At 71.8% G+C, this 25,108-nt stretch carries 25 protein-coding genes and 1 pseudogene; 12 read left to right on the forward strand and 14 right to left on the reverse strand.

Annotation, left to right across the window (positions count from 1 at the left end; all coding sequences use genetic code 11):
- Window positions 1–73: 73 nt before the first annotated feature.
- On the forward strand, window positions 74–1,231 hold the full coding sequence (locus D6718_08215) for a hypothetical protein (GenBank protein ID RMG45182.1): 1,158 nt from the start codon (window positions 74–76) through the stop codon (window positions 1,229–1,231).
- On the opposite strand, the gene D6718_08220 is transcribed toward D6718_08215, so the two are convergent.
- The 8 genes from D6718_08220 to D6718_08255 form a co-directional block, all read right to left on the reverse strand.
- A complete protein-coding gene (locus D6718_08220) occupies window positions 1,232–2,608 on the reverse strand; it encodes a DUF4340 domain-containing protein (GenBank protein ID RMG45183.1) in 1,377 nt (458 codons plus the stop codon).
- The gene (locus D6718_08225; protein RMG45184.1) at window positions 2,605–4,146 is read right to left on the reverse strand and encodes a hypothetical protein; all 1,542 of its coding nucleotides are present in this window, start codon (window positions 4,144–4,146) and stop codon (window positions 2,605–2,607) included. The genes D6718_08220 and D6718_08225 overlap by 4 nt, the downstream gene beginning before the upstream one ends.
- Window position 4,147: 1 nt before the next feature.
- Entirely contained in the window at window positions 4,148–4,897 is a 750-nt protein-coding gene (locus tag D6718_08230; protein ID RMG45185.1) for a hypothetical protein, read from the reverse strand.
- Complete coding sequence (locus D6718_08235) at window positions 4,894–5,853, reverse strand: ATP-binding cassette domain-containing protein (GenBank protein RMG45186.1); 960 nt, start codon at window positions 5,851–5,853, stop codon at window positions 4,894–4,896. Before D6718_08235 ends, D6718_08230 begins: the two co-directional genes overlap by 4 nt.
- 94 nt (window positions 5,854–5,947) lie before the next feature.
- A complete protein-coding gene (locus D6718_08240) occupies window positions 5,948–6,829 on the reverse strand; it encodes a hypothetical protein (GenBank protein RMG45187.1) in 882 nt (293 codons plus the stop codon).
- On the reverse strand, window positions 6,829–7,857 hold the full coding sequence (gene add / locus D6718_08245; protein ID RMG45188.1) for an adenosine deaminase: 1,029 nt from the start codon (window positions 7,855–7,857) through the stop codon (window positions 6,829–6,831). The genes D6718_08240 and add overlap by 1 nt, the downstream gene beginning before the upstream one ends.
- A gap of 2 nt (window positions 7,858–7,859) precedes the next feature.
- Window positions 7,860–8,102: a hypothetical protein gene (locus D6718_08250; protein ID RMG45189.1), complete on the reverse strand. Its 243-nt coding sequence runs from the start codon at window positions 8,100–8,102 to the stop codon at window positions 7,860–7,862.
- Between the two features lie 97 nt (window positions 8,103–8,199).
- Window positions 8,200–8,358, reverse strand: coding sequence for a hypothetical protein (locus tag D6718_08255; protein ID RMG45190.1), 159 nt, complete (start codon window positions 8,356–8,358; stop codon window positions 8,200–8,202).
- A 91-nt stretch (window positions 8,359–8,449) separates the two neighbouring features.
- Between D6718_08255 and D6718_08260 the strand changes: the two genes are divergently transcribed.
- Entirely contained in the window at window positions 8,450–8,956 is a 507-nt protein-coding gene (locus D6718_08260; protein RMG45191.1) for a hypothetical protein, read from the forward strand.
- 455 nt (window positions 8,957–9,411) lie between these two features.
- On the opposite strand, the pseudogene D6718_08265 reads toward D6718_08260, so the two are convergent.
- Both D6718_08265 and D6718_08270 read right to left on the reverse strand, forming a co-directional pair.
- Window positions 9,412–9,849: pseudogene (locus D6718_08265) on the reverse strand (response regulator).
- The gene (locus D6718_08270; GenBank protein RMG45192.1) at window positions 9,762–10,109 is read right to left on the reverse strand and encodes an Hpt domain-containing protein; all 348 of its coding nucleotides are present in this window, start codon (window positions 10,107–10,109) and stop codon (window positions 9,762–9,764) included. Before D6718_08270 ends, D6718_08265 begins: the two are co-directional and overlap by 88 nt.
- 193 nt (window positions 10,110–10,302) lie before the next feature.
- Between D6718_08270 and queF the strand changes: the two genes are divergently transcribed.
- Both queF and D6718_08280 read left to right on the forward strand, forming a co-directional pair.
- A complete protein-coding gene (queF, locus tag D6718_08275) occupies window positions 10,303–10,710 on the forward strand; it encodes an NADPH-dependent 7-cyano-7-deazaguanine reductase QueF (protein RMG45193.1) in 408 nt (135 codons plus the stop codon).
- Window positions 10,571–11,035, forward strand: coding sequence for a DUF971 domain-containing protein (locus tag D6718_08280; protein ID RMG45194.1), 465 nt, complete (start codon window positions 10,571–10,573; stop codon window positions 11,033–11,035). Before queF ends, D6718_08280 begins: the two co-directional genes overlap by 140 nt.
- Here the strand turns inward: D6718_08280 and D6718_08285 are convergent.
- The 3 genes from D6718_08285 to D6718_08295 form a co-directional block, all read right to left on the reverse strand.
- The gene (locus D6718_08285) at window positions 11,023–12,369 is read right to left on the reverse strand and encodes a helix-turn-helix domain-containing protein (protein RMG45195.1); all 1,347 of its coding nucleotides are present in this window, start codon (window positions 12,367–12,369) and stop codon (window positions 11,023–11,025) included. The genes D6718_08280 and D6718_08285 overlap by 13 nt on opposite strands.
- Window positions 12,366–12,695 carry a YtxH domain-containing protein gene (locus D6718_08290; GenBank protein RMG45196.1) on the reverse strand — a complete coding sequence of 110 codons (330 nt, stop codon included), beginning with the start codon at window positions 12,693–12,695 and terminating at the stop codon, window positions 12,366–12,368. The genes D6718_08285 and D6718_08290 overlap by 4 nt, the downstream gene beginning before the upstream one ends.
- 76 nt (window positions 12,696–12,771) lie before the next feature.
- The gene (locus D6718_08295) at window positions 12,772–13,152 is read right to left on the reverse strand and encodes a hypothetical protein (protein RMG45197.1); all 381 of its coding nucleotides are present in this window, start codon (window positions 13,150–13,152) and stop codon (window positions 12,772–12,774) included.
- Between the two features lie 223 nt (window positions 13,153–13,375).
- On the opposite strand from D6718_08295, the gene D6718_08300 reads away from it, so the two are divergent.
- The 5 genes from D6718_08300 to D6718_08320 all read left to right on the forward strand — a co-directional run bounded on the left by D6718_08300 (window position 13,376) and on the right by D6718_08320 (window position 21,042).
- Window positions 13,376–14,320, forward strand: coding sequence for a hypothetical protein (locus tag D6718_08300; GenBank protein RMG45198.1), 945 nt, complete (start codon window positions 13,376–13,378; stop codon window positions 14,318–14,320).
- An 11-nt stretch (window positions 14,321–14,331) separates the two neighbouring features.
- Complete coding sequence (locus D6718_08305) at window positions 14,332–16,233, forward strand: hypothetical protein (protein RMG45199.1); 1,902 nt, start codon at window positions 14,332–14,334, stop codon at window positions 16,231–16,233.
- Between the two features lie 41 nt (window positions 16,234–16,274).
- Entirely contained in the window at window positions 16,275–18,143 is a 1,869-nt protein-coding gene (locus D6718_08310; GenBank protein ID RMG45208.1) for a 2-oxoacid:acceptor oxidoreductase subunit alpha, read from the forward strand.
- Window positions 18,140–19,150 carry a 2-oxoacid:ferredoxin oxidoreductase subunit beta gene (locus D6718_08315; protein RMG45200.1) on the forward strand — a complete coding sequence of 337 codons (1,011 nt, stop codon included), beginning with the start codon at window positions 18,140–18,142 and terminating at the stop codon, window positions 19,148–19,150. Before D6718_08310 ends, D6718_08315 begins: the two co-directional genes overlap by 4 nt.
- Window positions 19,151–19,248: 98 nt before the next feature.
- Window positions 19,249–21,042 (forward strand): HD domain-containing protein, encoded by a 1,794-nt coding sequence (locus D6718_08320; protein ID RMG45201.1) that lies wholly within the window; start codon window positions 19,249–19,251, stop codon window positions 21,040–21,042.
- Window positions 21,043–21,050: 8 nt separating this feature from the next.
- On the opposite strand, the gene D6718_08325 is transcribed toward D6718_08320, so the two are convergent.
- Window positions 21,051–22,952 (reverse strand): HEAT repeat domain-containing protein, encoded by a 1,902-nt coding sequence (locus tag D6718_08325; GenBank protein RMG45202.1) that lies wholly within the window; start codon window positions 22,950–22,952, stop codon window positions 21,051–21,053.
- Between the two features lie 206 nt (window positions 22,953–23,158).
- On the opposite strand from D6718_08325, the gene lexA reads away from it, so the two are divergent.
- The 3 genes from lexA to D6718_08340 all read left to right on the forward strand — a co-directional run.
- Entirely contained in the window at window positions 23,159–23,746 is a 588-nt protein-coding gene (lexA, locus tag D6718_08330) for a repressor LexA (GenBank protein RMG45203.1), read from the forward strand.
- Window positions 23,740–24,696 (forward strand): GNAT family N-acetyltransferase, encoded by a 957-nt coding sequence (locus D6718_08335; GenBank protein RMG45204.1) that lies wholly within the window; start codon window positions 23,740–23,742, stop codon window positions 24,694–24,696. Before lexA ends, D6718_08335 begins: the two co-directional genes overlap by 7 nt.
- Before the next feature lie 230 nt (window positions 24,697–24,926).
- The coding region (locus D6718_08340; GenBank protein RMG45205.1) for a hypothetical protein at window positions 24,927–25,108 on the forward strand (182 nt) is incomplete at its 3' end.

The following is a 25,108-nucleotide window of genomic DNA, read 5'->3' on the forward strand; positions in this document are numbered from 1 at the left end:
CCGGAAGGACCGGGGCGGGCGGCTCCGATCCGCGCTAGAATCGCCCGCTTCCGACGGTTTACGGAGTCCGACGATGCGCCTGAACCGAGCCCGCGACCCGTTCCCCATCCGCGCCGCCGCCGCCCTCGCGGCCGCCGCTCTCCTTCTCCCGGCCGGGGGGTGCGGCAAGCGGCCGGAACCGACGCCGCTGCAGAAGCTCCGGCACATCCCGAGAGAACTCCCGGTCGTCCGCATCGGAGACGCGAAGATCTCCGCCTCCTGGTTGTTCAACTGGTGCGCCATGCAGGAGATCCAGATGACGGCCTCCGGGCCGTTCCAGGTCGACGAGTACTCGCTCATCGACGCGGGCCGGAAGCTGCTGACGAAGATGGTCGCCATCGCGCTGGAGGCCGAGCGACGCGGGCTCGAGGTTTCCGACGCCGAGGTGGAAGAGCAGCTCGCCAAGGAGATGGCCCGCTACGACTCGACGGAACAGTGGAGGAAGCAGCTCGAGGCGGCGGGACTGTCGGTGGACGAGCGCAAGGAGCAGATCAGGATGGAGCTGCTCTTCAACAAATACCGGGACGAGCTCGTCGCGCCCCGCGTGCGGAAGGAGAAGGCGACCCGGGAACTGGCGCGCAAGTTCTACGACATGCACCGCGACGACTTGTTCCGCGTGCCGCGGCGCATCCACCTGTTCCACCTCCTCCGGTCGGTCGCCAAGGACGCCCCGGAGGAGGAGCAGAAGCGCGAAAGGGAGATCATCGAGAAGGCCCGGCGCCGGATCGCCGGCGGGGAGGCCTTCGAGGACGTGGCCCGCGAGCTGTCCACCGATCCTTCCGCGATCAAGGGCGGCGATCTGGGCTGGATCACCCGGGACGCGCCGATGCTGCCCGAAGTGCGGGACGTGGTTCTCAAGCTCGACGAAGGGGAACTGAGCGAGATCGTCCGCAGCGCGCACGGGTTCCACCTTTTCCTGGCGAAGGAGGTGGAACCGGAACATGTGCGGCCGTTCGAGGAGGTCGAAAAGGACATCCGGGAGCGACTGTTCAAAGAAGCGCTCAAGATCGCTATGGAGCGGGAAGCGGCGCAGCTCATCGCGCAGTACAAGCCGGAGTTCCTCAACCTGGAACCGTATATCGGCAAGCCCGCGGCCGCGCCCGCACCCGCGGCTGCCGGCAACGCGGGCGGGCCCGGATCCGAGGCGGGAGAAGCGGCGGAGAAAACGCCCCCGGCGCCGCCCGGCGGTTGATCAGTCGCCGGTTTCGCCGTCGGGTCCGCGGTGCAGCCGTTCGGCGTCGAGAAGACTGCGGGCCTTCTCTTCGATCACGAACGGCTGCGGCCGGTCGGGACGCCGGGCGAAGAGGCCCCCATCCGTCTCGCCGCCGACGATCAGCTCGAGGCTCCTCCCGTCGCGGTCCCCGAGCGTGAGCGCGATCCGCGCCAGCGGTTCCTCGAACGCCGCGCCGGCGCGCCCGGCATCGTCGACGAAGCGGACGATGGCGATTCCCGACAGGCCGTCCAGCCACGGATCGACCTTTTCGGGGGCGAGGTCGAAACCGTCCGGCTCGCGACAGACCCATTTCCGCGCAGGCTCGTACTCGCCGGCGTTTCGCTCCACGACGACCCTGCGGCCGTCCCTTTCGAGCGTGACCGATCGGACCTCGTAGGGGACGAAGTCGAGGGCCAGCCGCGAGCGGAGCTTCTCTGCGCCCGACGCGAGGTCCTCGATCAGATCCTCCGCCCGGAGTTCGAAGGGGGCCGGCCGTCCGGTCACCTTCGCGTACCTCGCCTCCCCGCCCGAGCGCGCTCCGCCGATGGCGAGCACCTCGGGTCCTTCACTCGATCCGTGGTCGATGGTCACGACCCACTCGGGGGCGGCGAGAACGGAATCGGCGCCGGGGTCGTCGACGAACCGCTCGGCGCGCAGGGCCGCCAGCGCGCCGGCGATGCGGGAGGCGGTGCTCTGGTCCGCTTCGTCCTCGACGGGGCTCGTGAGCCACCAGCGCCCCGAGTCCCGCTTGGCCAGCTCGAAGAGGGTCCGACCGTTCTTTTCGACCCTGATCGCCTTCATGTCGAGGGTCGAGAAGTGGAAGAGGTCCCGGTCGCGCAGCGATTCCGCCGGCCGCTCCACGGCCCTGGCCACGGCTTCGTCGACGACCGCGAGGCGGTCGTCCCCAGCAACCCTCACGTAGCGCACGCGGCCGGGGGCCGCCACGGTCCCGACCCGGAGCACGAAGCGCCGGGAGCCGGCGACCAGCGTCACCTGGGGCGCGGCGCCGCCCAGCCCCGTCGCCTCGTCGCCTCCCTTAATCTCCCCCGCGGGCACCCGGGTCCGGACGTGCGCTTCGATCAGGTCCCGGAGCAGCGCCTCCACCTCCCACGAGTCCGCGCGGTCATCCACCGGTTCCCGCAGGCGCCAGTCTTCTCCGGCGCGCTCGAGCACGAGCCGGCCCGAGGGCCTTTCGATCTCGATCCGGGAGACATCCTCGACCGCCAGGTACGGGACGAGACGACCCTCCTGTTCCCGCCGCTCGTCGGTGCCCGGCAGGCGGCGCTCCCACAGGAGCACGACCGCCGACGCCACGGCGGCGGCCGCGAACAGGAGGAGTGCCGTCCGTGGCCTCATCGGCTCCCTCCCGTCTCCCGCCGCCGCCACCAGACCCCGAGGCCTGCCGCCACCGCGGCCAGCGGAATCACCAGAACGAGAAGCGGGAGCAGCTCGAGATAGAGCTGGTCCGCGGTGAGAAAGAGGCGAGTCAGCGTCCGCTCCTTCGGCGGGATTCCGAGGCGCCGGTCTCCCTCGAGCAGCCATTCCGCCAGGTTCAGGGCGAGGGCCCGGTTGGAAAGCTGGTCGAGAGATCCGTTCAGGAGAAAGTCGACGTCTCCGGCGACGATCATCCTCCCGCCGCGGCCCGAGCGGCTGCCCGCTTCTTCTTCATCCCCCTGCGGTTCCGTGCCGCCGGCTTCCTCGCCCTCCCGCCGTTCCGCCGCCACCACGACGGGGAGCGGGCCGCGCGGCTCGTCGTCGTCCCGCTCCACCCGCCGGGAAAGCGCGTCGAGGTCCTGCTCGCTCCACGCTTCGCCCGTGGAGGAGACCAGCGCGGTGAGAACGACGCCTTCCGGCGGAGGATCGTCCATCGCGATCGAGCGCGCCAACGTGAACAGGGCCCGCCGGGAGCCGAGATTCCGGGTGCTCGGATGGTCGGGCGAGATGTCGGCGAAGAACGTCTCGGCGCCGACGAGGGGCACGGTGGCGGCGGGGTCGATGACGATGTCCTCCCGCGGTGTGAGTCCCCACCGCTTCAGCACCGGTTCCAGCCCGCTCGGAACCAGGTTCCCGCCGCCCGCCCGCCGGAAGGTCGGCTCCAGCAGAATCAGCGCGGCGCCCCCCGACTCGAGATAGCGACCGAGTGCGTCGCGTTCCGGCGCCAGCCAGGGCTGGGAAGGCCCGGCCACGATGACCAGGTCGGTGCCCTCCGGCACCGCCTCGGCACCGAGCGCGTCCCATTCGACGATCTCGGTGTCTTCTCGCTCGAGGGCCTCGATGAAGTGCCCGAGCGCCCCCTCCTCACCGCCCCTCATCGGACGTTCCCCGTGGCCGACGGCGTACTGCACGAGCGGGCGCCGGGAACGGGTCACCGCCACGACGGCTCCGGTCAGGGCCGCCTCGGCGGTGAGGCTCTTCACCCCGCCGGGCAGCCCGAATCCGCCTTCGTCGTATTCCAGCATTTCGTCGAGCCGCACCTGCTTTCGCCGGTCCCCCGACGCGACCATCACGATGTCGGTCGCGTCGGTGAGAGGGTCGAGATCGAACTCGTTGAGCAGGGCGCGGGTCCGCGCCGGATCCCGGCGAGGATCGATGATCTCCACCGAAACCATGCCGGGGTTGGCCGCGCGGTACGCTTCGAGCAGGACGTGGATCTGTTCCACGGCGTCGGGGTTGAGTTCTTCTTCGGGGACCAGGAACGACACGAACCTGACCGGCCGGTCCAGTTGCTCGAGGACGAGCTCGGTCCTCTGGGAGAGCGTGTACAGCCCGCCGGCCGTCCAGTCCCACTGCACGTAGTGCTTGGCCCCCAGGTAGTTGGCGATCACCACGAGCACCGCCACGCTGATCAGCGAGGTAGCGGAGGACAGCTTCTTGACGCGCTGCTGGGTCCACATTTCAGCGGCCCTTCACCAGCTCGATCAGGCGGGCACATGCGAAGAGGAGCGCGGCCGTCCCGGTGACGGGGTAGACGATGCGGTTCGACTTCACGATCCCGCGCGCCATCTCGTCGAGGGCGGTGAGAAGGTCGAGCTGGTCCCAGAATCGGAACCAGTCCGTCCCCTCGGTGAGCCGGGCGCCGAGGTAAGGGGTCACGAACAGCGCCATCACGAGGATGAAACCGGTGATCGCGGCGACGATGGCGCTGCGGGAGAGCGCGGAGGCGCACATCGCGGCGGCGAGCAGGTAGGCCCCGGTGAGGGCGAGCGACAGGAACCCCGCGGCGGCCGCCCTCCAGTCCACTTCTCCATAGGTGTCCAGCAGGACGAGGTCCACGAGGAGCGGCGCGAGAAGCACGAGGAAGAACGCGTAGGCGCCGAGGAACTTGCCCACCGCGACCTGCCCCTCGGTCACCGGAGCGGTGAGGAGCGCCTCGAGCGTTCCGCTCTGACGTTCCTCGGCGATCAACCGCATCGCGGCGACCGGGATGGCCACCAGCAGCGGAAGCCAGAACAGGAGGGAGCTGAACAACAGCCGCGCAACTTCGACGAACGACGCCCCGGCACCGTTGGAGAGCGCGATGACATACCAGAAATTCAGACCCTCGACGAGGAGCATGGTGGTGAGCACGATCCAGGCCAGAGGCTGCAGGAAGTAGGCCCGGAGTTCCCGCCCGGCCACCGCCAGCGTGACGCGGAGCGCATTCATCGGCCGGATTCCTCCCCCGCGTTTTCTCGCGGCGTCTCGTCGGCGGTCAGCTCGTGGAAGACCTCTTCCAGGCTCAGCCGGCGGCGGGTGAGCTCCCGCAGGACGACGCCCGAAAGGGCGGCGCGCCGGAAGATCTGTTCGCGCGGGTCGCTGTCCGCCGCGAGGGTGAGCCGGAGCCACCCGTCTTCGAGTCGCTCGCTGGAGCGGATCTCGGCCACTCCGGCGGCGAGCTCCTCGGCGCGATGGGCATCGCCGGGGGCGATCTCGGCCGTCACGAGGGCTCCCCGTCCGAGGCGGCCGCGAAGCGCGTCCGTCGAGTCCTCCGCGACGATGCGCCCCCGGTGGAAGATGACCACCCGGTCGCAGGTCTGTTCGACCTCGGCCAGGACGTGGGACGAAAGGAGGACGGTGCGGTCGCGCCCCAGCTCGCGAACGAGTCCCCGCACCTCCCGAACCTGGTTCGGATCGAGTCCGACCGTCGGCTCGTCGAGAATCACCACCGGTGGGTCGGCGAGCAGCGCGTCGGCCAGACCGACACGCTGGCGGTATCCGCGGGACAGCCGCCCGATCACCCGTTCGAGGACTTGGGCCACCCCGCAGCGCCCGGCCACCGCCGCGATGCGCTCGTCGCGACTACGGCGCGGGATTCCCTTGAGAGCGGCGCGGAAGCGCAGGTATTCGCCCACCCGCATTTCGGGGTAGAGGGGATTGTTTTCCGGGAGGAAGCCGAGCCGGCGGCGGACCGCCAGCGAGTCCCGGAGCACGTCGATCCCGTCGACGGCGACGCGGCCCGAGCTCGGCTCGAGGAACCCGGCGACGATCCGGAGAGTGGTGGTCTTCCCGGCGCCGTTCGGCCCCAGCACGCCGAGAATCTCTCCGGGGCGGGCGGTGAACGAGACGCCGTCCACCGCGACGACGGTGTCGAACCGTTTCGTGAGTCCGCTCACCTCGACCATGTTCGCGGCCACCGGCTAAAAGGATGGCGGATTATAGCGACAGGAGCCCAGGGGGGAGGAGGACCCGTTCGTGACGCGGGATGCGGTCCTTCGATCAGCGGCCGTCGGCCACCTCCGCCCGCGGATCGAAGAGCAGCGGTGGGATCTCGTCGTGGATCTCCGTGCCGAAGAAGCGGTAGTCCACGTAGCGCACCGTCTTCCGGCTCACGGTGGAGCGGGCGGTCCGGCTCACCTGCCGGAAGGTGTGCAGCTCCACCTCGGTCGGGTAGGTGAACCCCTCGTGCTCGTAGCCGTACCGGACCGTGAGCTCTTTTCCGACGGGCGGGGCGGCCAGCGAGAAGCCCAGGATGCGGAACGCGGTGAGATACCGCTCGAGCTCCTTTTCCATCCTCGAATCCTGGAGATTCGGGCGCGCGGTGATCTCGATCAGGTTCCCCGTGCGGTACTCGATCTGGGCCGTTCCCGACCACTCGGTGATCCGCCGGCCGGTCGCGACCGGGGCCGAAGAACGCCAGTGAATCGGAATCGCCAGCTTGTACGGCGTCGTGTGCCAGCTTCCGACGGCGAAACGGAGGGTGGACCGGATCGCCGGATCGAACAGCTGCGTCCAGAGGTACGGTTCGGGGAAGCCGTGCTCGGCCTCGACCTCCCGGCGACCGGCGGAGCCGATCCGGCTGCGGAGGGCCCGGAACCCCCCGGGCTCGCGGTCGTCGCGCACGAGCAGGTACTCGACCGCGGAGCGATCCTGCGCCCCCGCTTGGTCGCCGCGATAGGAAGCGCTCCTGGTCTGCTCGATGCAGGTGAACTTGAGCGCACGCCTCCGGTAGCCGGCGCTCTTGGCTTCCAGCACCGCCACCAGCTCCTGGGGGAGGGGGCCCCAGCGATCGGGCTCCGGCGGCTCCTCCTCCGGAGCCGCGGCGGCCAGCAGCGCCGCCGCCGTCGCCGCGAGCGCGGCCGCGATCCGGCCCGGGCGCATCAGTCGTTCTCGACCGAGGGTCTCGGTTCGATGAAGCTGTGTCGCGCGGCCACGCGGTAGATCTCGCGCAGGAGATCGATCCCTCGGTGCCCCGCCTCGCGGGCGAAAGCGGCGGCTTCCCGGTCGTGGTCCGTCCGGGACACGGTGGTGTTGTCGGTGCAGAGCGCGACGGGAACGCCGTACTCCAGGAACGTGTGGATCGGGTGCCGGGCCCCGCGCGGCACCGCCCCGGTTTGGCGGTTCGATGTCGGGCAGCACTCGACGAGAATGCGGTCCCGCGCGAGCCGGCGAAGCAGCTCCTTGTCGGCCACGGCGGCGCAGCCGTGGCCGATCCGGTCGGCGCCCAGGTCGTCGACGGCCTGCCAGATGTAGTCCGCCCCCGCCGCCTCGCCGGCATGGACCGTGAGGCCCAATCGTCCCTTCCGCGCCACGTCGAACGCTTCCCGGAACAGGCGCGGCGGATTTCCCGCTTCGGGACCGGCGATGTCGAAGCCCACCACGCCGGTGCGCTCGTGCAGGTGCTGCGCCTCGGCGAGCGCCTGCCGGGCGAGAATCTTCGCGATGTGCGGTCCATGCTGGCGCATCGCGATGACGATGAGTCCGCACCGGATCTCGGGATGCTCCTGCCGGACCCGGTTGAACCCCGACAGCACGGCCCGGATCGCCTGCCGGACCGTCAGGCCGCCGTAGGTGTGGATCAGCGGCGAATAGCGCAGCTCGAGGACCCGAACGTTGTGCCGCAGCGCGTCCCGGACGATCGCCTCGGAGACCGCTTGGATGTTCTCGTAGAACTGCGTGATCCAGAGGGGATAGTGGAACTTGTCGAGATAGGCGAGGAGCGAGCCTTCCTCCTCTTCGCGGAGCTCGAGCCGGTCGAGCATCTCCTCGAAGGTCTCGACCGGATTCAGCTCGTGGGAGCGGAGCATCTCCCACAGGGTCCGGGGCGGGATCGAACCGTCCACGTGCTGGTGCAGCTCGACCTTCTGGAGCCGGCGGATTTCCTCCGGCACGTCCGCGGGTGCGGCCATCGTCAGCGGGCGGCGCCGCGGATCCGGCGGAGGACGCGGCGGCGGGAAACGGAGAGGATCTCCGCCCAGCGCGGAGGAGGCGGCGGCGATCCGAGGACCTTGAGATTGGCGGCGCCCTGTTCGCACGCCGCGCAGTCTTCCGTCGTGCCGTACGCGTGCCGGAACGCGCAGTCCTCGAGGTTGTACCAGACGCGGAACTTCCAGCAGAAGAAGTCGTCTCTGGGCCCGCGCGCACCGCTGGTCACATCCGGTTCTCCGCCGCCGGTCCCGGCGCCCGGACGGCCCCGGACCGGGCCGAGAGGAGAATAGCAGCGCGCAGCGGAGGACTCCAGGCGGGATCGCTCAGCCGGTCCGCGACCGGATGCGCGACAGGACGTCGGCGGTGTCCGGAAAATCCCCTTCCTCGTGCTTGCAGAAGATGCGCTCGCCGTCCACCCACACGTCGAACACGCCTCCGCTCCCTCGCACGAGTTCCGGCTCGACCCCGAATTCGTCTTTGATCGCGGCCGCGAGACTCGCGGCCTTGGGGTAGTAGTTTCAAACGCCGCAGTAGTCGATGCGGATGTGCATGGATGTCTCCTCCGGAGGCGAGATGATAGCGCTTCCGGCCCCCGCCTCGCATCCGGGAAGGATCGCTCGCGTGGCGGTTTCCGCGAGGCGGGCCGCCGCCGCGGCGCTCGCCGGCCGGCCGCCCTCGCCGGCTCGTTCGCCGGAGCCGCCGGGCAGGACCGGCGCGACGCCGGTCACGGCCGTCCGGGCCGAACTCGAAGGCGGCGCCGGACCCTGCCGGCACCGCGGAAGCGGGCGCTCGGAGCTTCGGGATGCCGGGCCTGCCGCGAGGCTGGCGGGAGGTGCGCTGCGGTGGCGCGGGTCGATCGGGGCCCGCGTCCGGGACGCGGGAGACGGAGGCGGACGGGCCCTGGCGCCGGTCTTTCCGGCGCGCCCGAGCACCTTCCCGGCGGCACCTCAGAGTTGCAGGGCGGGTGTGCGCCAGGCGCGGACCGCGTTGCGCCCCGAGCGCTTGGCCTCGTACATGGCCTGGTCGGCCCGGCCGAGGAGTTCCTCGGGGGTGATCAGCGCTCCCGGTTCCAGCGCGTAAGCCCCCGCGCTGATCGTGACCACGCCGAAGGGTGGATTCCCGGGGTGCGGCAGTCCGGCATCCCTCACCCGGTCCCGGAGGCGCTCGGCCACGATCAGAGCACCGTCCAGCGTCGTTTCCGGGAGCAGGCAGACGAACTCCTCCCCGCCGTACCTGAAGCAGAGATCCCCCGTCCGCACCGACTCCTTGAGAATCCGCGCCACGGCCCGCAGCGCGTCGTCACCGGCTTCATGACCCTTGGTGTCGTTGTAGGCCTTGAACCTGTCGATGTCGGCCATGATCAGGCCCAGCGGGTGGCAGAAGCGCCGGCTGTGTTCGTGAAGCCGGCGCAGAGACTCGTCGAACGCCCGCCGGTTTCCGATCCCCGTCAGCTCGTCGATCAGCGTCAGGCGTCTGAGCTGCTCGTTCCTCCGCGCCAGCTCCTCCTCGAGGCGGACCACACGCTCTCCCGCACGAATGCGCACCATCAGCTCGTCCCTGTCGAACGGCTTGACCACGTAGTCGTCGGCACCGGCCGCCAGTCCGGCGACGACGTCCTGCTTTTCGTGCCTGGCGGTGAGGAGGATCGTGTAGATGTAGCTGCTGTCCGGCATCGCCCGGATGCGGCGGACCAACTCCAACCCGTCCATCCCGGGCATCATCCAGTCGGCGATGACGATGCGCGCGCGGTGCCGGCGGATCGCTTCCCACGCGGCGAGACCGTCCGAGGTGGCGATGACGCGATGGCCCATCTCGCGCAGCGCGCTCTCCAGAAGGCGCCGCGTCACCGGCTCGTCCTCGGCGATGAGAATGGGGAGGGGGCGGCTCACAGTTCCCCGGCGAACGCTCGGAGTCGTTCGCCCTCCTGCTCGAGGTCGGTGATGAGAGGGGCGATCCCGTCCGGCCGGCCGGATCGGGCGAACGTCTCGATCTGGAACGCCAGTTCCCGCGCCGTCCCCGCCGCAAGGGAGGCGGCGGCCCCTTTCACGGCGTGCGCGGTCCTGCGGAGCGCCTCCAGGTCCCCGCGCTCGAGGGCGGTGCGCATCTCGGCCGCCTGGCGCGGCAGGTCCGCCACGAGCATCTCCAACAATTCCTTGTAGAAGGCGCGGTCGTTGCCGGCCCGCTGGAGGCCCTCGGCCAGATCCACGGGGGCGACCGCCTGGATGTCCGGCATACGCTGAGCTCCTTCGGCCCTCCGGCCCGGTACGGAGTCCCGGCACTCTCATCGGCCGGACCGTCCCCCGGTTGACCCCTGTCTTGGGGGGAACGCTCCCGGACGGGGACGGGGCGTCCAACTCCTCTTCCCGCGCGGGGTTGCGGGAGAGCGGCTTCGCCGTCATCCTCCCCGCTGTCCTGCGGGAGGTCCGATGGCTGCGCCGTCGCGAGAACTCGAGGTCGTCCCCAATCCCGCCCCGGACCGGCCGTATCTCGTCAGGGTCGTGGCGCCCGAGTTCACCTGCGTGTGCCCGCGGACCGGACAGCCGGACTTCGCCACCATCGTCCTGGAGTACGTGCCGGCCGCGTCCATCGTCGAGTTGAAGTCGTTCAAGCTCTACCTGTGGTCTTGGCGCGACGAGGGGGCTTTCCACGAGGCGGCCGTCAACCGCATCCTCGACGACGTGGTGGCGGCGTGCGATCCCGCGTGGGCGCGCGTCACCGGGTTCTTCCGGGTGCGCGGGGGGCTCTCCACGACGGTGGTCGCGGTCGCCGGGCGCCTGCCGGAGGGGGTCAGCGGGCCCGCGGCCGTCCCGAGGCCGCTCGACACGGAGCTCTGAGCGGAGGGAAGCCGTGGGCGAGGTGGTGCCGCGGGCGATCGAGATCTTCCCCAACGGGGAGATCGGCATCGCGTGGAGCGACGGGAGGGAGGACATCCACCCGCCGGCCCGGCTCCGCCGCGCCTGCCCCTGCGCGGAGTGTGTCGACGAGCTGACCGGCCGGCGCCGTTACGATCCCGCTCGGATTCCCGACGACCTGCGGGCGACCGGCTGGAAGGCGGTGGGCGGCTACGGGGTGCGCTTCGACTGGAGCGACGGCCACGACACCGGCATCTACTCCTTCGAGTACCTGCGCGCTCTCGGTGAGGCGCCTCACCCGGCGTGACGGCGCGAAGGCTGCCCCAGGCGGGCGGCGAGCTCGGGGGCCGCGGCCGGAAGCCGCTCCACGCAGCGGGCCAGATGCCGGAGGGAGCGCAGGCAGGCGCGCGCCGATGCCTTGTCGCCTTCCCGTTCGGCCAGCCGCCACAGCTCGGCGTAGACCTCGCATAGCTCCTCCCGGAGGCCGAGTTCGCGCGCACTGCGCCGGGCCTCGGCCCACGCCCGGCGGGCCGAGGCGGTGCCCCCGCGGCTGGCGTGCACCCGCCCCAACTCGATGAGGGCCGCGACCCGTCCGCGGTGCTCGGACGAAGTCCCCGCGGTGCGCAGAGCCTTCCTTGCCCAGAACAGCGCCTCGGACCATCGCCCGCGCCGGCGCTCCAGCGCGGCGAGCGAGACGTAGCACCGGATTTCCTCCGCGGGGTGGCCGGCACGCTGGGCCGCTCCCGCCGCCTCCATCCAGGCCTCGCCCGCGCGGGCGAGGTCTCCCTGCGCCGTGGCCAGTTCCGCCGCCACCAGCGCCTTGTCGAGCTCGACGTCCTCGGGCAGGGGACCGGGGAGGTCGTCCAGGCAGCGGGCGAAGCCGATCGCGGCGAGAGTCTCTCCGCTGCCGATCGCGGCCGCGGCGAGGAGAGCCACCGCCCGGGCGCGATCCTCCGGGCCGAGCTCCTCCAGGCGCAGCTCCTCCAGGATCACCTTGGCGAGGCGCGGCCGGCGGGCGGACAGCAGGGCCCGGGCCAGCGAGAGGCGCGCCTGGACGGCTGCACCCGGTCCCGGTCCCATCGCCCGCTCGTGAAGCATCAGGGCCTCGCGCAGGTCCCCGGCTTCCGCCGCGCGGCGCGCCCGGTCGACCAGTTCGCTTCGCGGCGCCGCCGCGGCCGCCCGGCGGACCCGCTCGGCGGCGTGGGCCAGCTCCAGCCGATCGGCGAGAACACCGACGCTCACCCGGTACACGCGGGCGAGCGCGAGGAGCTTCAACAGCGACACGCGCGCCTTGCCGTTCTCCAGGCGGGATAGCAGGCTTCGCGTGACCGGCTCGGGGTCACCGGAGGTCATCCGCTCGACGTCGTCGAGCGTCAAGCGGCGTGCCAGTCGCAGAGCTCTCAGGTATCCGCCGAAACGAACGCTGCCAGCAAACACGAGCCCTCCCTTCCGGGCGCTGATGGCGGGAGGGCTCCGCCGCGTCTGCCGGTCGACTCTCCGGTCCGGGCCGATTCTCTCGCAAAACGCGCGCGAAGGGAAGGGGGTTCCCGGCGCGCGCCGACACCCCTCGCGCTTCCCGCCGGGGCGTGCGGGGAAGCGCGGGTCATACCGATCCCACGCGGGGAACGCGCGGCGGGTCAGGCGTCGGCGGACCCCTCCTCACGGGGAGCGGTCAACCGCTCGCGCACGGCGCTCACCGCGTGGCGGACCTTCTGTCCCGCTTCGCCGGCGAGCTCCTTGACCTTCTCCCCCTTCTCGGCCGCCACGTGCCGGACCCGTTCCGCGCGCTCCTGCAGATCGCCGAGGCGCTCCCGCGCCTTCTCGCGCGCGCTGTCGGCCCAGCGCGCGAGGTCCTCTCGGGTCTCCCTTCCCGGTTTCGGGGCCGTCAGAAGGCCGATCGCCACGCCGACGATGGTTCCCAGCAGGAATCCGGCCAGCACCGAACCACCCGAATCGTTGGCTGCCATGGTGTCCTCCTTGCTTGCCGGTCGAGGGGGACCGGCCTGAAGGGCGGCGCGGCACCGGCGGCGCCGCCCGGTCGAGTCAGGAAACGATGCGCTTGCCCCGCTGCCGGCCCTCGGGGCGAGCCCGCCGCGCGGTGCGATAGGCCGCCAGGGCGCCGAGGAGTCCGGCGGCGGCCGGCAGGAGGCCGCCGTGCCGGCCGAGCCATTGCGCGATGGGCCCGATCTGCCCGCCGAGACGTTTGACCTGCCGCGTGGCGTCGGCAGCCGTCCGCGAGACCTCCCTCAGCCCCTCCAGCGTCTCCTCCGCCGGTGGCGTCAGGCGCTCGAGCGTGTCGCGAAGGCGCCGCGCCGCGCCGCGGACCTCCAACAGGGTCAGCACCAGCGCCCCGCTGAGTACGGCCAGCAGCGTGACGGCGATGGTTCCCAGAACGAGTCCGATCGCGGGCCACAGCGCGTCCATCGTCCCCTCCGCGGGCGGGATTTCCGCTCCGGCCGGTCCGCGGGCGCGGAGGGCCGCCTCCCCGCGGGCCGTTCACCCCACCGGGACGGCGCTCCGGATCGGTGGACCGCCTCCGCGCGGGAAACCGGCCGCGCTGCGCCGCGGCGCCGCTACCTCGACCGGCTTGTAGGGTTCCCTTCCGCACCTGTCAAGCTAGCACGACCGCGGTCATAATCGCCCGCCGATGAGACCTTCGAGAACCGTTCTCCTCGCCCCACCCCCCGAGCCGGGACTGCCCGAACGCCTCGCCGCGTACGGCGATCTGCGGATCATCGTGCCCGCGTCAGGGGAATGGCGGGCGGCCGTGTCGGCCGCCGAGCTGATCGTCACCCGGACCGTCCACCGGGTGGATGCCGGGTTGCTCGCGGCCGCCCCGAGGCTGCGGGCTGTGATCCAGGCGAGCGCGGGGATCGACAACGTCGACACCGGGGCGGCCCGGGAGCGTGGCGTGGAGGTGATCCAGGTCGAGCCGGAGAATGCCGCCGCCGTCGCCGAATTGACGCTGATGTCGATGATCGCCCTGGCACGCGGCGTCCGGGACCACTGGCGGTCGCTCGCCGGGGGGACATGGCCGGACCGCGACCGGTGCGCGGGCCGGCAGCTCCACGGGGCGGCCGTCGGCATCGTCGGTCTCGGCCGGGTCGGGACCCGAGTGGCCCGCCTCGCCGGCGCCGCGGGAATGAGGGTGATCGCCGTCGATCCCTACGTGGAGGACGAGCGGTTCGCGCTGGTGGGGGCCGAGCGGCGGTGGAGCCTCGAGGCGCTGCTGCCCGAGGCGGAGTTTCTCACCCTCCACTGCCCCCTCACGCCGGAAACGCGTGACATGATCGGTCCCGCGGAACTCGACCTCCTGCCCGCGGGGGCCTTCGTCGTCAACACCGCCAGGGGCGAGATCCTCGACGAGGCCGCCTTGTACGAAGGGATCGAAAAGGGAAGGATCGCCGGCGCCGCTCTCGACGTCTTCCGCGGGGAACCCGAACCCGACCCGCGGCTCGTCGGCCACCCGGCCGTCCTGCCCACGCCGCACATCGCCGGCCACACCGTCCAGTCGCGCGAGCGGCGCCTGGCGAACCTCGAGAAGGCGGTGGTGGACGCGGCGAATCGCCTGCTCCGGGGCGCGAGCCGGTGAGCAGCAGTCCGGTGCCCCGCCTGGCGGTCCTCACCCTCCTGCTCGCCTCGGGCGGCGGTTTCGTGGCCGCCGCGCCGGGCCTGGAGGCCTCCGGAAAGCGGGGAGGCGGTGCGGTCCTGATCTGGCCGGACGCGGAGCCCCCCGAGGCGGGCCGCGTCGCCTTGGAAGCGGTGACGCGGACCCTGGCCGCCGATTCCGGAGGAGTGCGGCCCGTGGCCGGCATCCTCCCGTGGGGACCGGCCGGGGGCTTCGTCGCCGAACCCGGCCGGGAGGAGGAAGTCGTCCAGTTGCTCGGACGGCTGGCCGAGCTTCCGGATCCGGGTCCGGAAGCGCTCGGGGCCGCGATCGCCGATGCGGCGCGGGCCGACGGGCCGGGCCGGCTGGCGCGCGATGCCGCGGTCGCCATGCTCGTTCCCTCCGGTGCCGGACGCGGCCTCCTCCCGGGGGAGCGAGACGCGCTCACCCCCGAACGGCTCGCCGATTGGCTCGAGGCGGCCCGCGGAAGCCCGGTCCTCGTGCGGGAGGCGGGAGACCCGCGCCTCGCGGCACGGATCGCCGAGACGCTGAGGGGGCTGCCCCGCGCGGAGGGACCCGGGCCGGTCGCGCTGGGAAAGGGCGGCCGGGTGGTGCTCGACCAGGATTCCTCCCGCTGCGGCCTCGCGCTGGCCATCCCCGTGCCGGACGAGACGGCCGGCCGGCACGGTCCGGCGTTGGCTTTGCTGGCGGAGCTGCTGGCGGAAGGACCCGGCTCCATCGCCCAGCGCCTGTCCGTCGCGACGGGTGGCCGGGCCGAGGCGCACGCCGAGCTGATCGGCGCGGGGACGGCGGCCGTTCTCGCGCTCTCCGCGGAAGTGCCCTGCGAAAGGGTGCAGGACGCGTGGCGGACGATGCTCGCCGGCCCGCCATCGTTTCGCGAACTGCCACCGAGCCAACCGGCGCTCGTGGCGGCACGGCGGAGGCTGGACGCGCTCGCCGAGTCCCTGGAACCTGCCGAGCGCCTCCTCGACGGGGCCGCGGGCGCCACCCCTTGGCGTTGGCCTCCACCGCGGCGCTGGAGCGCGCCGCCCGGCGCGCCGGAGGTGGCGGCGGCGGCGAGGGATCTCCCGCCGCCGGCGGCGATGGCAGCCGTGCTCGCGCCGGGGCTCGCGGCTCCACCGGCTCTCGCGGAAGCGCCGCGCCTTCCCGCGGCCGATTTCTGTCCACAGGCACCGGACCTCCGCTGCCCGCCCGGGGATGACGACGAAGCGGGAGAGGCGTCGGCGCTCGCGCGCCGGCTGCTCGACCGCCTCGCTCCCGGCGGTTTCGCCGGATCTCCCTTCGAGGCGCGCTACGCGGCCCGCGAGGAAACGCCGGCCGGGCCCGCCGAAGCGACGCTCGAGCTCCGGGCGGATGCCGAGCAGCTCCGGCTCCGCGTCAGCGGCGCGGGCTGGACGATGGAGGCGGCAGCCCCCGGGAACAGCGCGCGGGTCGTCCGAAGGGGCCGCCCGCCGGCCTCGGCCTATCTCGGCGGAGCGGAGCGCGTGGAGGCATTCGCCTACCGGCAGCCGGCGGTGCTCGCCGCGGCCGTGGCGGGCGGAGTGCTCGCGGGGCGAGCGGAGGAGGCCTCCTGCGGGGACCGGAACTGCCCCGCTCTGGCGGCGGACCTCCCCGGCGGGGGGGAGCTGCGGCTCGTCCTGCGCCCGGAGGGCGGGGGGATCGACCGGCTGGAAATCTGGTTCGGCGGGGCCCGCGGGAGCGGCAAGGTCCCGGACGAGGTGGTGCGGTACGAAGAATGGCACCGGTACGGCGGGGTCGAACTCGCCTCGCGCCTCGTGATCGAGCGCTCCACGCAGCCGGTCGAGACTTGGGAACTCGTCGAATGGCGCTGGGGATCGTTCCCGGGGGCCGGGGCGCCCGCCCCCGATCCGCGTTAGACTCCGACCCTTTTCGCAACCGATCCGACGGGACCACCGCGATGACGAGTTCTCACGGCCCGAAGGCGACGCCGCCGAACCGGCAGCGGCTGACCGAGGTGACGGTCCGGCTGGCCGGCGATTCCGGGGACGGAATTCAGGTCGCCGGGAGCCAGCTCACGGCCACCTCGGCCCTCGCCGGCAACGACGTGGCCACTTTCCCCGACTATCCGGCGGAGATCAGGGCGCCGGCCGGGACGCTCCCGGGCGTGTCCGGGTTCCAACTGCAGTTCTCGTCCCACGATGTCCGGACTCCCGGCGACCGTCCCGATGCGCTGGTGGCCTTCAACCCCGCCGCGCTGCGCGTCAATCTTCCCGAACTGAAGCGGGGAGGTGTCCTCATCGTCAACGAGGACGCGTTCGACGAGACCAGCCTGAAAAAGGCGGGCTACTCGCGCAACCCGCTCGACGGGGACGAGCTGTCGGAATACCGGCTCTTCCGCGTTCCGCTGACACGCCTCACGCGGGAGGCGCTGGCGGACTCCGGCTTGACGACACGGCAAGTCGATCGGTGCAAGAACTTCTTCGCGCTCGGGATCCTGTACTGGCTGTACAGCCGGAATGTCGAGCCGACCGTCGGCTGGCTCCGGGAGAAGTTCGCGCGCCGGCCCGAGCTGGCCCGGGCCAACGAGAAGGCGCTCCGGGCCGGGTACAACTACGCGGAGACCGTCGGGATCTTCCAGACCGTCTACGAGGTGCCGGCGGCGGATTTCCCGCCGGGGACCTACCGCAACCTCGACGGCAACGAAGCGGTCGCCCTGGCGCTGGCGACGGTGGCGCAGAAGAGCGGTCTGAAGGTGGTCCTGGGTTCCTACCCGATCACGCCGGCGTCGACGATCCTGCACCGCGCGAGCCGGTTGGCGCGATTCGGCGTGCTCACGTTCCAGGCGGAGGACGAGATCGCGGCGGTCGGCGCGGCTGTCGGCGCCTCCTTCGCCGGTGCACTCGGAGTCTCCACGACGAGCGGCCCGGGAATGGTCCTGAAGAGCGAGATCATCGGCCTGGCTGGGATGGTCGAGCTGCCGCTGCTGGTGATCGACGTACAGCGTGCCGGGCCGTCCACGGGCATGCCGACCAAGACGGAGCAAGCCGATCTCCTGATGGCGCTGTACGGGCGCCACGGAGAGCTGCCTCTTCCGGTGTTCGCCGCCGGGAGTCCCGGGGATTGCTTCTGGACCGTGCTCGAAGCGGCCCGGGTCGCGATCCGGTTCCGCACGCCCGTGATCGTTCTCTCGGAGGGTTATCTGGCGAGCGGAGCGGAGCCGTGGCGCGTCCCGGACCCGGAGGAAATCGAGCCGATCGATCCCGGTTTCCTCGTCGACGCGGCCGAATTCTCCGGTGTCTACGCGAGGGACCCCCGGACGCTCGCCCGGCCGTGGATCAAGCCGGGAACGCCGGGCCTGGAACATCGCATCGGTGGACTGGAGAAGAACGAGAAAGGAGAGGTCTCGTACGATCCGGCCAACCACGAGCGCATGGTCCGGCTCCGCGCAGCCAAGCTCGAGGCGATCGCGCGCGAGTTGCCGCCGGCGAAGCTCGACCAGGGCGAGGAGGGTGACGATCTCCTGGTCCTCGGGTGGGGCGGGACGTACGGAGCGGTTTCGGAGGCCGTCGCGCGGTTGCGGGACCGCGGGCGCCGCGTGGCCAGCCTGAACCTGAGGCATCTCAATCCCCTGCCGCGCGGACTCGGGGAGCTGATCCAAAAATTCTCGAAAGTGCTCGTCCCCGAGTTGAACAGCGGCCAACTCCAGCGCGTTCTCGAAGCGACCTTCCACCGCCCGCTCGACGGCCTGCACAAGATCCAGGGCCAGCCGTTCCGGGTCTACGAGATCGAGGAGCGCGCCGAAGCGATGCTGGGAGCGCAACCATGAATCCCACCGGAGCGCCGGGCCTGCGGAAGAAAGACTTCGCCAGCGACCAGGAGGTTCGCTGGTGTCCCGGTTGCGGGGACTACGCGATCCTGAACGCTGTCCAGACGGTCTTCGCCGAGCTGGGTCTTCCGCGAGAGCGCTTCGTGGTGGTGTCGGGAATCGGGTGCGCGAGCCGGTTTCCGTACTACGTCGAGACGTACGGTTTCCACACGGTTCACGGGCGCGCGCCGACGTTCGCAACGGGGGTCAAGCTGGCGAACCCCGAGCTGTCGGTCTGGGTCATCACCGGCGACGGCGACGCCTTGGCGATCGGGGGCAACCACTTGATCCATGCGCTCCGGCGGAACGTCGACGTGAACATCCTGCTGTTCAACAACCGCATCTACGGGCTCACGAAAGGCCAGTACTCGCCCACCTCCGAGCGGGGAAAGCGCACACCTTCGTCTCCGGACGGCTCCCTCGACCGGCCGTTCAACCCGGTGTCGGTGGCGCTGGGGGCGAACGCCACGTTCGTCGCACGGTCGATCGACCGCTTCGGCGCCCACCTGCGCGCGGTCCTCAAGCGCGCCGCGGAGCATCGGGGAGCCTCCTTCGTCGAGATCTACCAGAACTGCAATATCTTCAACGACGGCGCGTTCGCGCCGCTCACCGACAGGGACGGCAGGCACGAGAACGTGCTCTATCTGGAGCACGGGAAGCCGATGCGCTTCGGCAAGGCGCTCGAACGCGGGATCGCGATCGGGCCCGACGGCCTGCCACGGATCGTCGACGCGGACAAGGACGACGCGGCCGTGCTGATCCACGACGAAAGCCAGGAGAGCCCGGCCACGGCCTTCATGCTCGGTCAGATGTCGCCGCCGGAGTTTCCGCTTCCCATCGGTGTGCTCCGGGCCGTGCAGGCTCCGGTCTTCGACCGGGAGCACGCGTCGCGGATGGAGCGCGCTGCCGCGACTCCCGGGCCGGATCTGGCGGAGCTCCTCCGGGGGCCGAACCCCTGGCGCGTGTGAGGGGGGTGTTCAGTTTCCGACACCCGGATTGCCCCGCAGGCGGCTCCAGGCCACATTCGACAGCGAGGGTCGACACCCGTTCGACGGGAAAGGGCGGCTTGCACGACGAGCAGAGCAGCGAACGGCGCGAAGAGCGTTTGGAGGCCGGGTGGGAGCGCACCCCGAAGGTGCCGCTCTTCCTGGTCCTTCTCCTCGTGGTCCTCGGCGTCGCCCTGACCCCTCTGGCCCTATTCGGCTGGCTGACGGTCCGGGGGATGCGCGAGTCGCTGGTGACCGCGCAGCAGGAGCGCCAGCTCCAGGTCGCCGCCTCCGTTGCCCAGCGGTTCGATGCCTTCCTCCAGCAGACCGGACGCGAGGCGGTCAAGCTGGCGGAGCTGCTCGGCAGCCGGGGGGGTGTACCGGCGCTCGAGGAGTTCCTTGACCGCACGGTGGTCCTGGCCCGCTTCACGCCGGTGCGGGGCCGCCCCGCGGCGGTGATGGCCCCCGAGCTCGTCCTCACCGACGAACTGCGGGATGCGCTCGACCGCGACGGCCGCATTCTCCTTGAGAGCGGCGCCGCGCCGGTCCCGGCGGCCGCCCGCGAAGCGGTTCTCGGCGGGCCCTACGCTCTGGGACCGAGCCGGATCCTCGCCGTGACCGTGTCCGCCCCCGTGCAGCGCCGCGGCGAGCTGCTCGGGGTGTTCCAGGAGATCGCCCTGCTGCAGGAACTGTGGGCCGAGGTGAAGTCGTCGGTCCCGCCTCCCACACGCGTTCTCCTGATCGACCCGACCGGGCAGGTGGTGGCTTCGTCGGGAGACGGGCCGTCCGGGACGCTCGCCGAGCGCGGGATCGTGGCCGAGCTGCTGCGCGCGGCGGGCGGAGCGCGAGGAGCCCGCGCCTACGAGATTCGGCAGCCGGACGGGCGCACGCGGCGCGTGCTCGGCTCGTTCAGCACCACCGATCAGGGGTGGGGCGTTCTGGTGGAGGTCGACGAAGCCCTGGCGCTCGCGCCGGTGCGCCGCATGCTCGAGGACGTCACGTTCGGCGGAGCCCTGGCGGCGGGGCTGGCGCTCGTGGCTGCGCTGGTGCTGGGCGGGGCGATCAGCCGGCCGATCACGAGGCTCGCGGGAATCTCCCGGCGCCTGGCTCGCGGCGACTTCTCCGTCGACGCCGCCCCCTCGAGGGTCCGGGAACTCGATCAGTTGGCCCGGAGCTTCAATCGCATGGCCCGGCAGCTCGGCGAGCTGGTGGAGCGGTTCCGCGCCGGTGCCCGCGAGGCCAACGCGATGTTCCTCGGCGTCATCCGGGCCCTCGCCGACGCGATCGACGAGAAGGACCCTTACACCAAGGGTCACTCCGTGCGCGTCAACCGCTACGCGGTGGTGATCGGCCGGTATCTCGGGCAGAGCCGGGACGTGCTGCGCGAACTCCACGTCGCGTCCCTGCTCCATGACGTGGGGAAGATCGGGATCGACGACGCCATCCTCAAGAAACCCTCGGCGCTCACCCCCGAGGAGTTCGAGGTGATGAAGACCCACACCGACAGGGGGGCGAAGATCATGGGGCGGATCCCGCAGATGAAGGGGATCATTCCGGGGCTCCGCTTCCATCACGAGCGCTGGCAGGGCGGGGGATATCCTGCCGGTCTTCGGGGCGAGGAGATTCCCCTGCAGGCCCGGATCATCGCGGTGGCCGACGCGTTCGACGCCATGACCACCGACCGGCCGTACCAGAACGCCCTCGACGTGGAGAGCGCGGTGGCCCGGATCAACGACCTGAAGGGGATCGCCTTCGCGCCGGAGGTCGTCGAGGCGTTCAACAGGGCCTACGAGGCGGGCGAGTTGGACGAGATCCTCGCCTCCCGTCCCGGCCCGCGGCGCGTAACCCCGGCCCGGGCGGGGGCGCGCGCCTGAGCGGCGCTTCACGAGGGGTCGCGCAGCTCCTCCCACGGGATCGGACGGCCCGTCCGGAGCAGCCGGAGCGCCCAATTCACTTTCTCGTGCCGGAGCACCTGCAGGCGTCCCCTGCGGCGGAGCAACTCGCGCTTGAGCATCATCAACCGGGGGATCCCCTCGCGCCCCACGATGTGCGCGTAGGCGAGCAGAGGCGTGACCGTCCTTGCGTGCTCGGCCCGGAAGGCCCGCTCGAGCTCCTGGGCGACGTGCTTCGAGCGGGCATAGCGCGCCAGCGCCCGGACCGCTTCCTCCCGCGTGCGGCGGAGTTCCGGATCCCGGTACGACTCCTCCGTGAGGAGGGACACGAGAAACGACGTGGCCCGCTCGCTACCGATCCGTCCCAGCGCCTGTGGCACCAGATGAGCTCGAGCCGGCTCGAGCCTCCCGATCAGGCGGCAGAGCGGCTCGACCGCGCGGGCATCGCCCAGCTCTCCCAGCCACCGGATCGCGAGGTCGATCTCCTCTGCGGTTCCCTGGTTCAGCAGAGCCAGCCACGGGTCGACCTCCGCGCCCAACCGCTGGACCGTGCGGATGGCGGAGGCCGCCGAGGAAAGGTGGTACCGGATCGCCGGAGCGCGCACCGCATCCGCCATCGTCTCCAACGCTTCCGCTGCGCCCGGGGGAGCGAAGAGAGGGAGCTCGGCGAGCATGGCGCTCGCTTCCGGTGACAGGCCGTTGCGCCGCTCCACCTCCTCGCGCAGCAGCTTCAGCACGCACGGCACGGATCGCGGGTCCCTCCTCCGGACCAGCTCTCCCGCGGCGCGCTCGCGGGTCTCGTGCGAGCCCGCACCCGAACAGGCGGCGAGAAGAGCCGCGCTCGACGCGGGGCCGTGGAGGCGCGACAGGGCATCCACCGCGAGCGAGGCGAGCTGCGTGTCCTCCCCGCGGGCGATCTCGCCCAGGAGGGGGGCCGATTCGGGGTCCCCGGCCCGCCCCAGGGCCTCGACGACGAGCGGCTTCTCCAGTTCCGAGACATCGGTCCAGCTCGCGCGCAGCGCGGCGGCGGCCTCCGGTCCGCCGATGAGACCGAGGGACCAGATCGCTTTCGGCCGCAGCACGGACGGCTTGCCGAGAAGGGCGGCGAGGCGGGGGATCGCCTCCTCGGCGCGGAGGTAGCCGAGCCCCTCGGCGGCGGCGACCCGCACGTCCAGATCCGGGTCCTCGAGAGCCTCGATGAGTCTCGGGGCGGCTCGGGGGTCTCCGATTCGGGCGAGCGCCATGAGCGCGAAGCGGCGATCGAGCGGCTCCGGCTGTCGAGACCACCGGAGGAGGAACGGCACCGCCGACGCATCGGCGATCGTCCCGAGGGCTCCGAGGCCGGCCACCCTCGAGTTCTTCGCGCGCCGGGGGATTTCCTCGATCAGCGTGGGCACGGCGTCCGGACCGAGCGCTCCCGCGATGTAGTCCACGGCGGTCGTCCCCTGCTCGAACGAAACCGTCGCGTGGGTGCTGCGGAGAGCGTCCACCAGAGCCCGGCGGTCACCCGCCAGGGCGAGCGCGTAAAGCACGTCCATCGCGGGCCTCCCGCGCAGGCCCTTCAGCTCCTCCCGCAGGCGAGGGATCACCCTCGGATCGCCGATCGCCCCCAGCGCCTGGATGCCGAGGCTCCACGTGCGCGGGTTCCGCTTCTCGATCTCCGCGAGGAGGATCGGGATCGCCTCCGAACCGGCGTCCACGATCTGATCGAACAGCGCATCCCGCTCCGCCGGCTTCACCTCGCGTCCCAGGCGTTCGATCGTTGCCGCGAGCCTCCGCGCGACGGCCGGAGGGGGGGGAGGGAAAAGAACGTCGCCCGAGGCACCGCGCGCGACACCGGTCGCGGCGGCGAGGAGGACGAGGAGGAGGCACCGCGGCGTCGTCGTCGGCATGAGCGTGATGCGACGGACGGTACCACCGCCCCCGTTCCCCCGCAAAGTCCCGCCGGCCGGGCGTTTCGGCCGGGGAGCGTCCGGCCCGCTTTCGATTCGCTTTTGCTATACTGCCGTCGGAACATCGGCCCCGGGGCTCGCCGGCCGTCGGGGTCGCCGGCCGGTCCGCCTCCGACCGGGCGGGAGGGCCGCCGGGAAGGGACGCGATGGCACTGACCCGGCGCCAGAAGCAGATCTACGACTTCGTCCGGTCCTTCATCGAAGAGCGGGGTTACTCGCCGAGTCTCGAGGAGATCGGCCGCCACTTCGGCCTCTCGTCGGTGGCCACCGTGCACAAGCATGTGACGAACCTCGTCCGCAAGGGGCTTCTCCGTCGTTCCTGGAACCAGAACCGCTCCATCGAGGTGGTCGGGGAGAACGAGGCGCCCCGGGCGGTCGAGGTGCCCCTGCTCGGGCGGGTCCACGACGCCCGGCCGGTGGAGACCGGAGTCGGCGACCGCACCATCGCCCTGCCGGCGTGGCTCGTCGGTTCGGGACGCACTTACGCCCTGCGGGCGGCTGACGATTCGCTCCGCGGTGAAGCGATTCGGCGGGGAGACGTGGTGGTCATCGAGGAGCGCCGGAGCGCTCATCGGGGCGACCTCGTCCTCGCTCTGGTACCGGGAGGCGAGGTCCGGTTCTTCCGGTTCGACGGCCGGGCCGTGGAGGAGCCGGACCCGGCGGGGATGCCCCGCCTGCCGGAGGAGGAGGTCGAGATCCGCGGGGTCGTCCGCGCGGTGGTCCGGCGATGCTGATCCGGAGGCCACGCCTCGTTTCGAGCGCCCGACCGGAAGAAGGCGGCGAGCTGCTCCTGGGGCCGCCGGCGCCCCGGGACGCATCCCGGCTGCGGCGGCTCGCCGAAAGCCGGCCATCCGAGCACGTCCACGTCGCGGCGCTGATCGACGGGGCGCTCGTCGGGGTCGCCCCTCGGCTCCTGGTCGTCAAACGCGGCGGCCTGCCGGCGGCGGTCGCGGCACGCCACCGGGGGCTGGCGGTGGCCGTGGATCCGGATCTCCGCCAGGACCCTGCCGTGCTCTCCGCGCTGGCCCGGGCGATCGCACGACTGGCCGGTCACGAAGACGTGCTGTTCGGCCCCCGAACGGTGATCGCTCCTTTGCTCGAACGCGCGGGGTCGGTCGGGCTGGCGGTGGTGGAGGTCCGCGACCAGATCCTCATGACCCTGCCCTCGGAGCCCCGGGAACCGGCGCCGCCCCCTGGCTGGCGTCTCCGCCGCGCGCGGCCCGAGGACCACCGGTGGCTGCTGAGAGCCCACGCCGCGATGTGCCGGGAGGATCTGGGCGTGGACCAGGTCAGCGGGAACCTCGCCGCCTACCGGAGGTACTTCCGCGACCTGATCCGCGCCGGGGCCAGCCACGTCGGCGAGCGATGGGATCGTCCGGTGTTCAAGGCGGAGACCCCTGTCGAGAGCCGGTCGCGGATCCTGCTCGAGGGCGTGTACACCGTCCCGTCGGAGCGGTGCGCCGGCTGCGCCGGCGCCGCGGTGGCCCAGCTCGGCCGAGAGGCGCTCCGGAGGAACCGGAAACTCTGCCTGTACGTCCAGGCCGGCAACGACCGCGCTCGCCGGCTCTACCGCCGGCTGGGTTTCGAGCCGGACGGTTTCTGGGTCACGGCCGTGCTGAGAAGGCGCCGCGGAGCCTGGCCCGCGGGTCCCTCGATACCGGCTGCGGGGCGGCGGGGGGCGTGATAGCATCCCGCCCGCGAATCGACGGGGAGCCGTCCAATGGAACTCGACCCGATCACGCGGATCTGCCTGAGCTTCGTCGGCTTGTGGGCCATCGCGGTCGTCGCGCACGCCCTCGCACAGGCGCGTTCCGCGTCGGGCGATCCGGCCCCCCCGACCCCCCCGGAGGAGCACGGACACTGAGCCGCCCGGGCCGGCGGCGGGGCGGTCGGAAGTCGTAGAGGAGCGATCGGATGAGGAGCGGCGTGAGGGCGTTGTTCGGGCTGGCGCTGTTCACTGCCTTGGCGGCGGGCGCGTGCCACGTGTTCGACGAGAGCGATCCACTCACCGGAGCCGAGGCGCAGGGAGCGGCCGGCCCGGCCGAGCTCGGCATCTACCTGTCGAGCTTCGAGACCGATCCGAGCGGCTTCGACCC

The sequence above is a fragment of the Acidobacteriota bacterium genome (assembly GCA_003696075.1).
GTDB lineage: Bacteria > Acidobacteriota > Polarisedimenticolia > J045 > J045 > J045.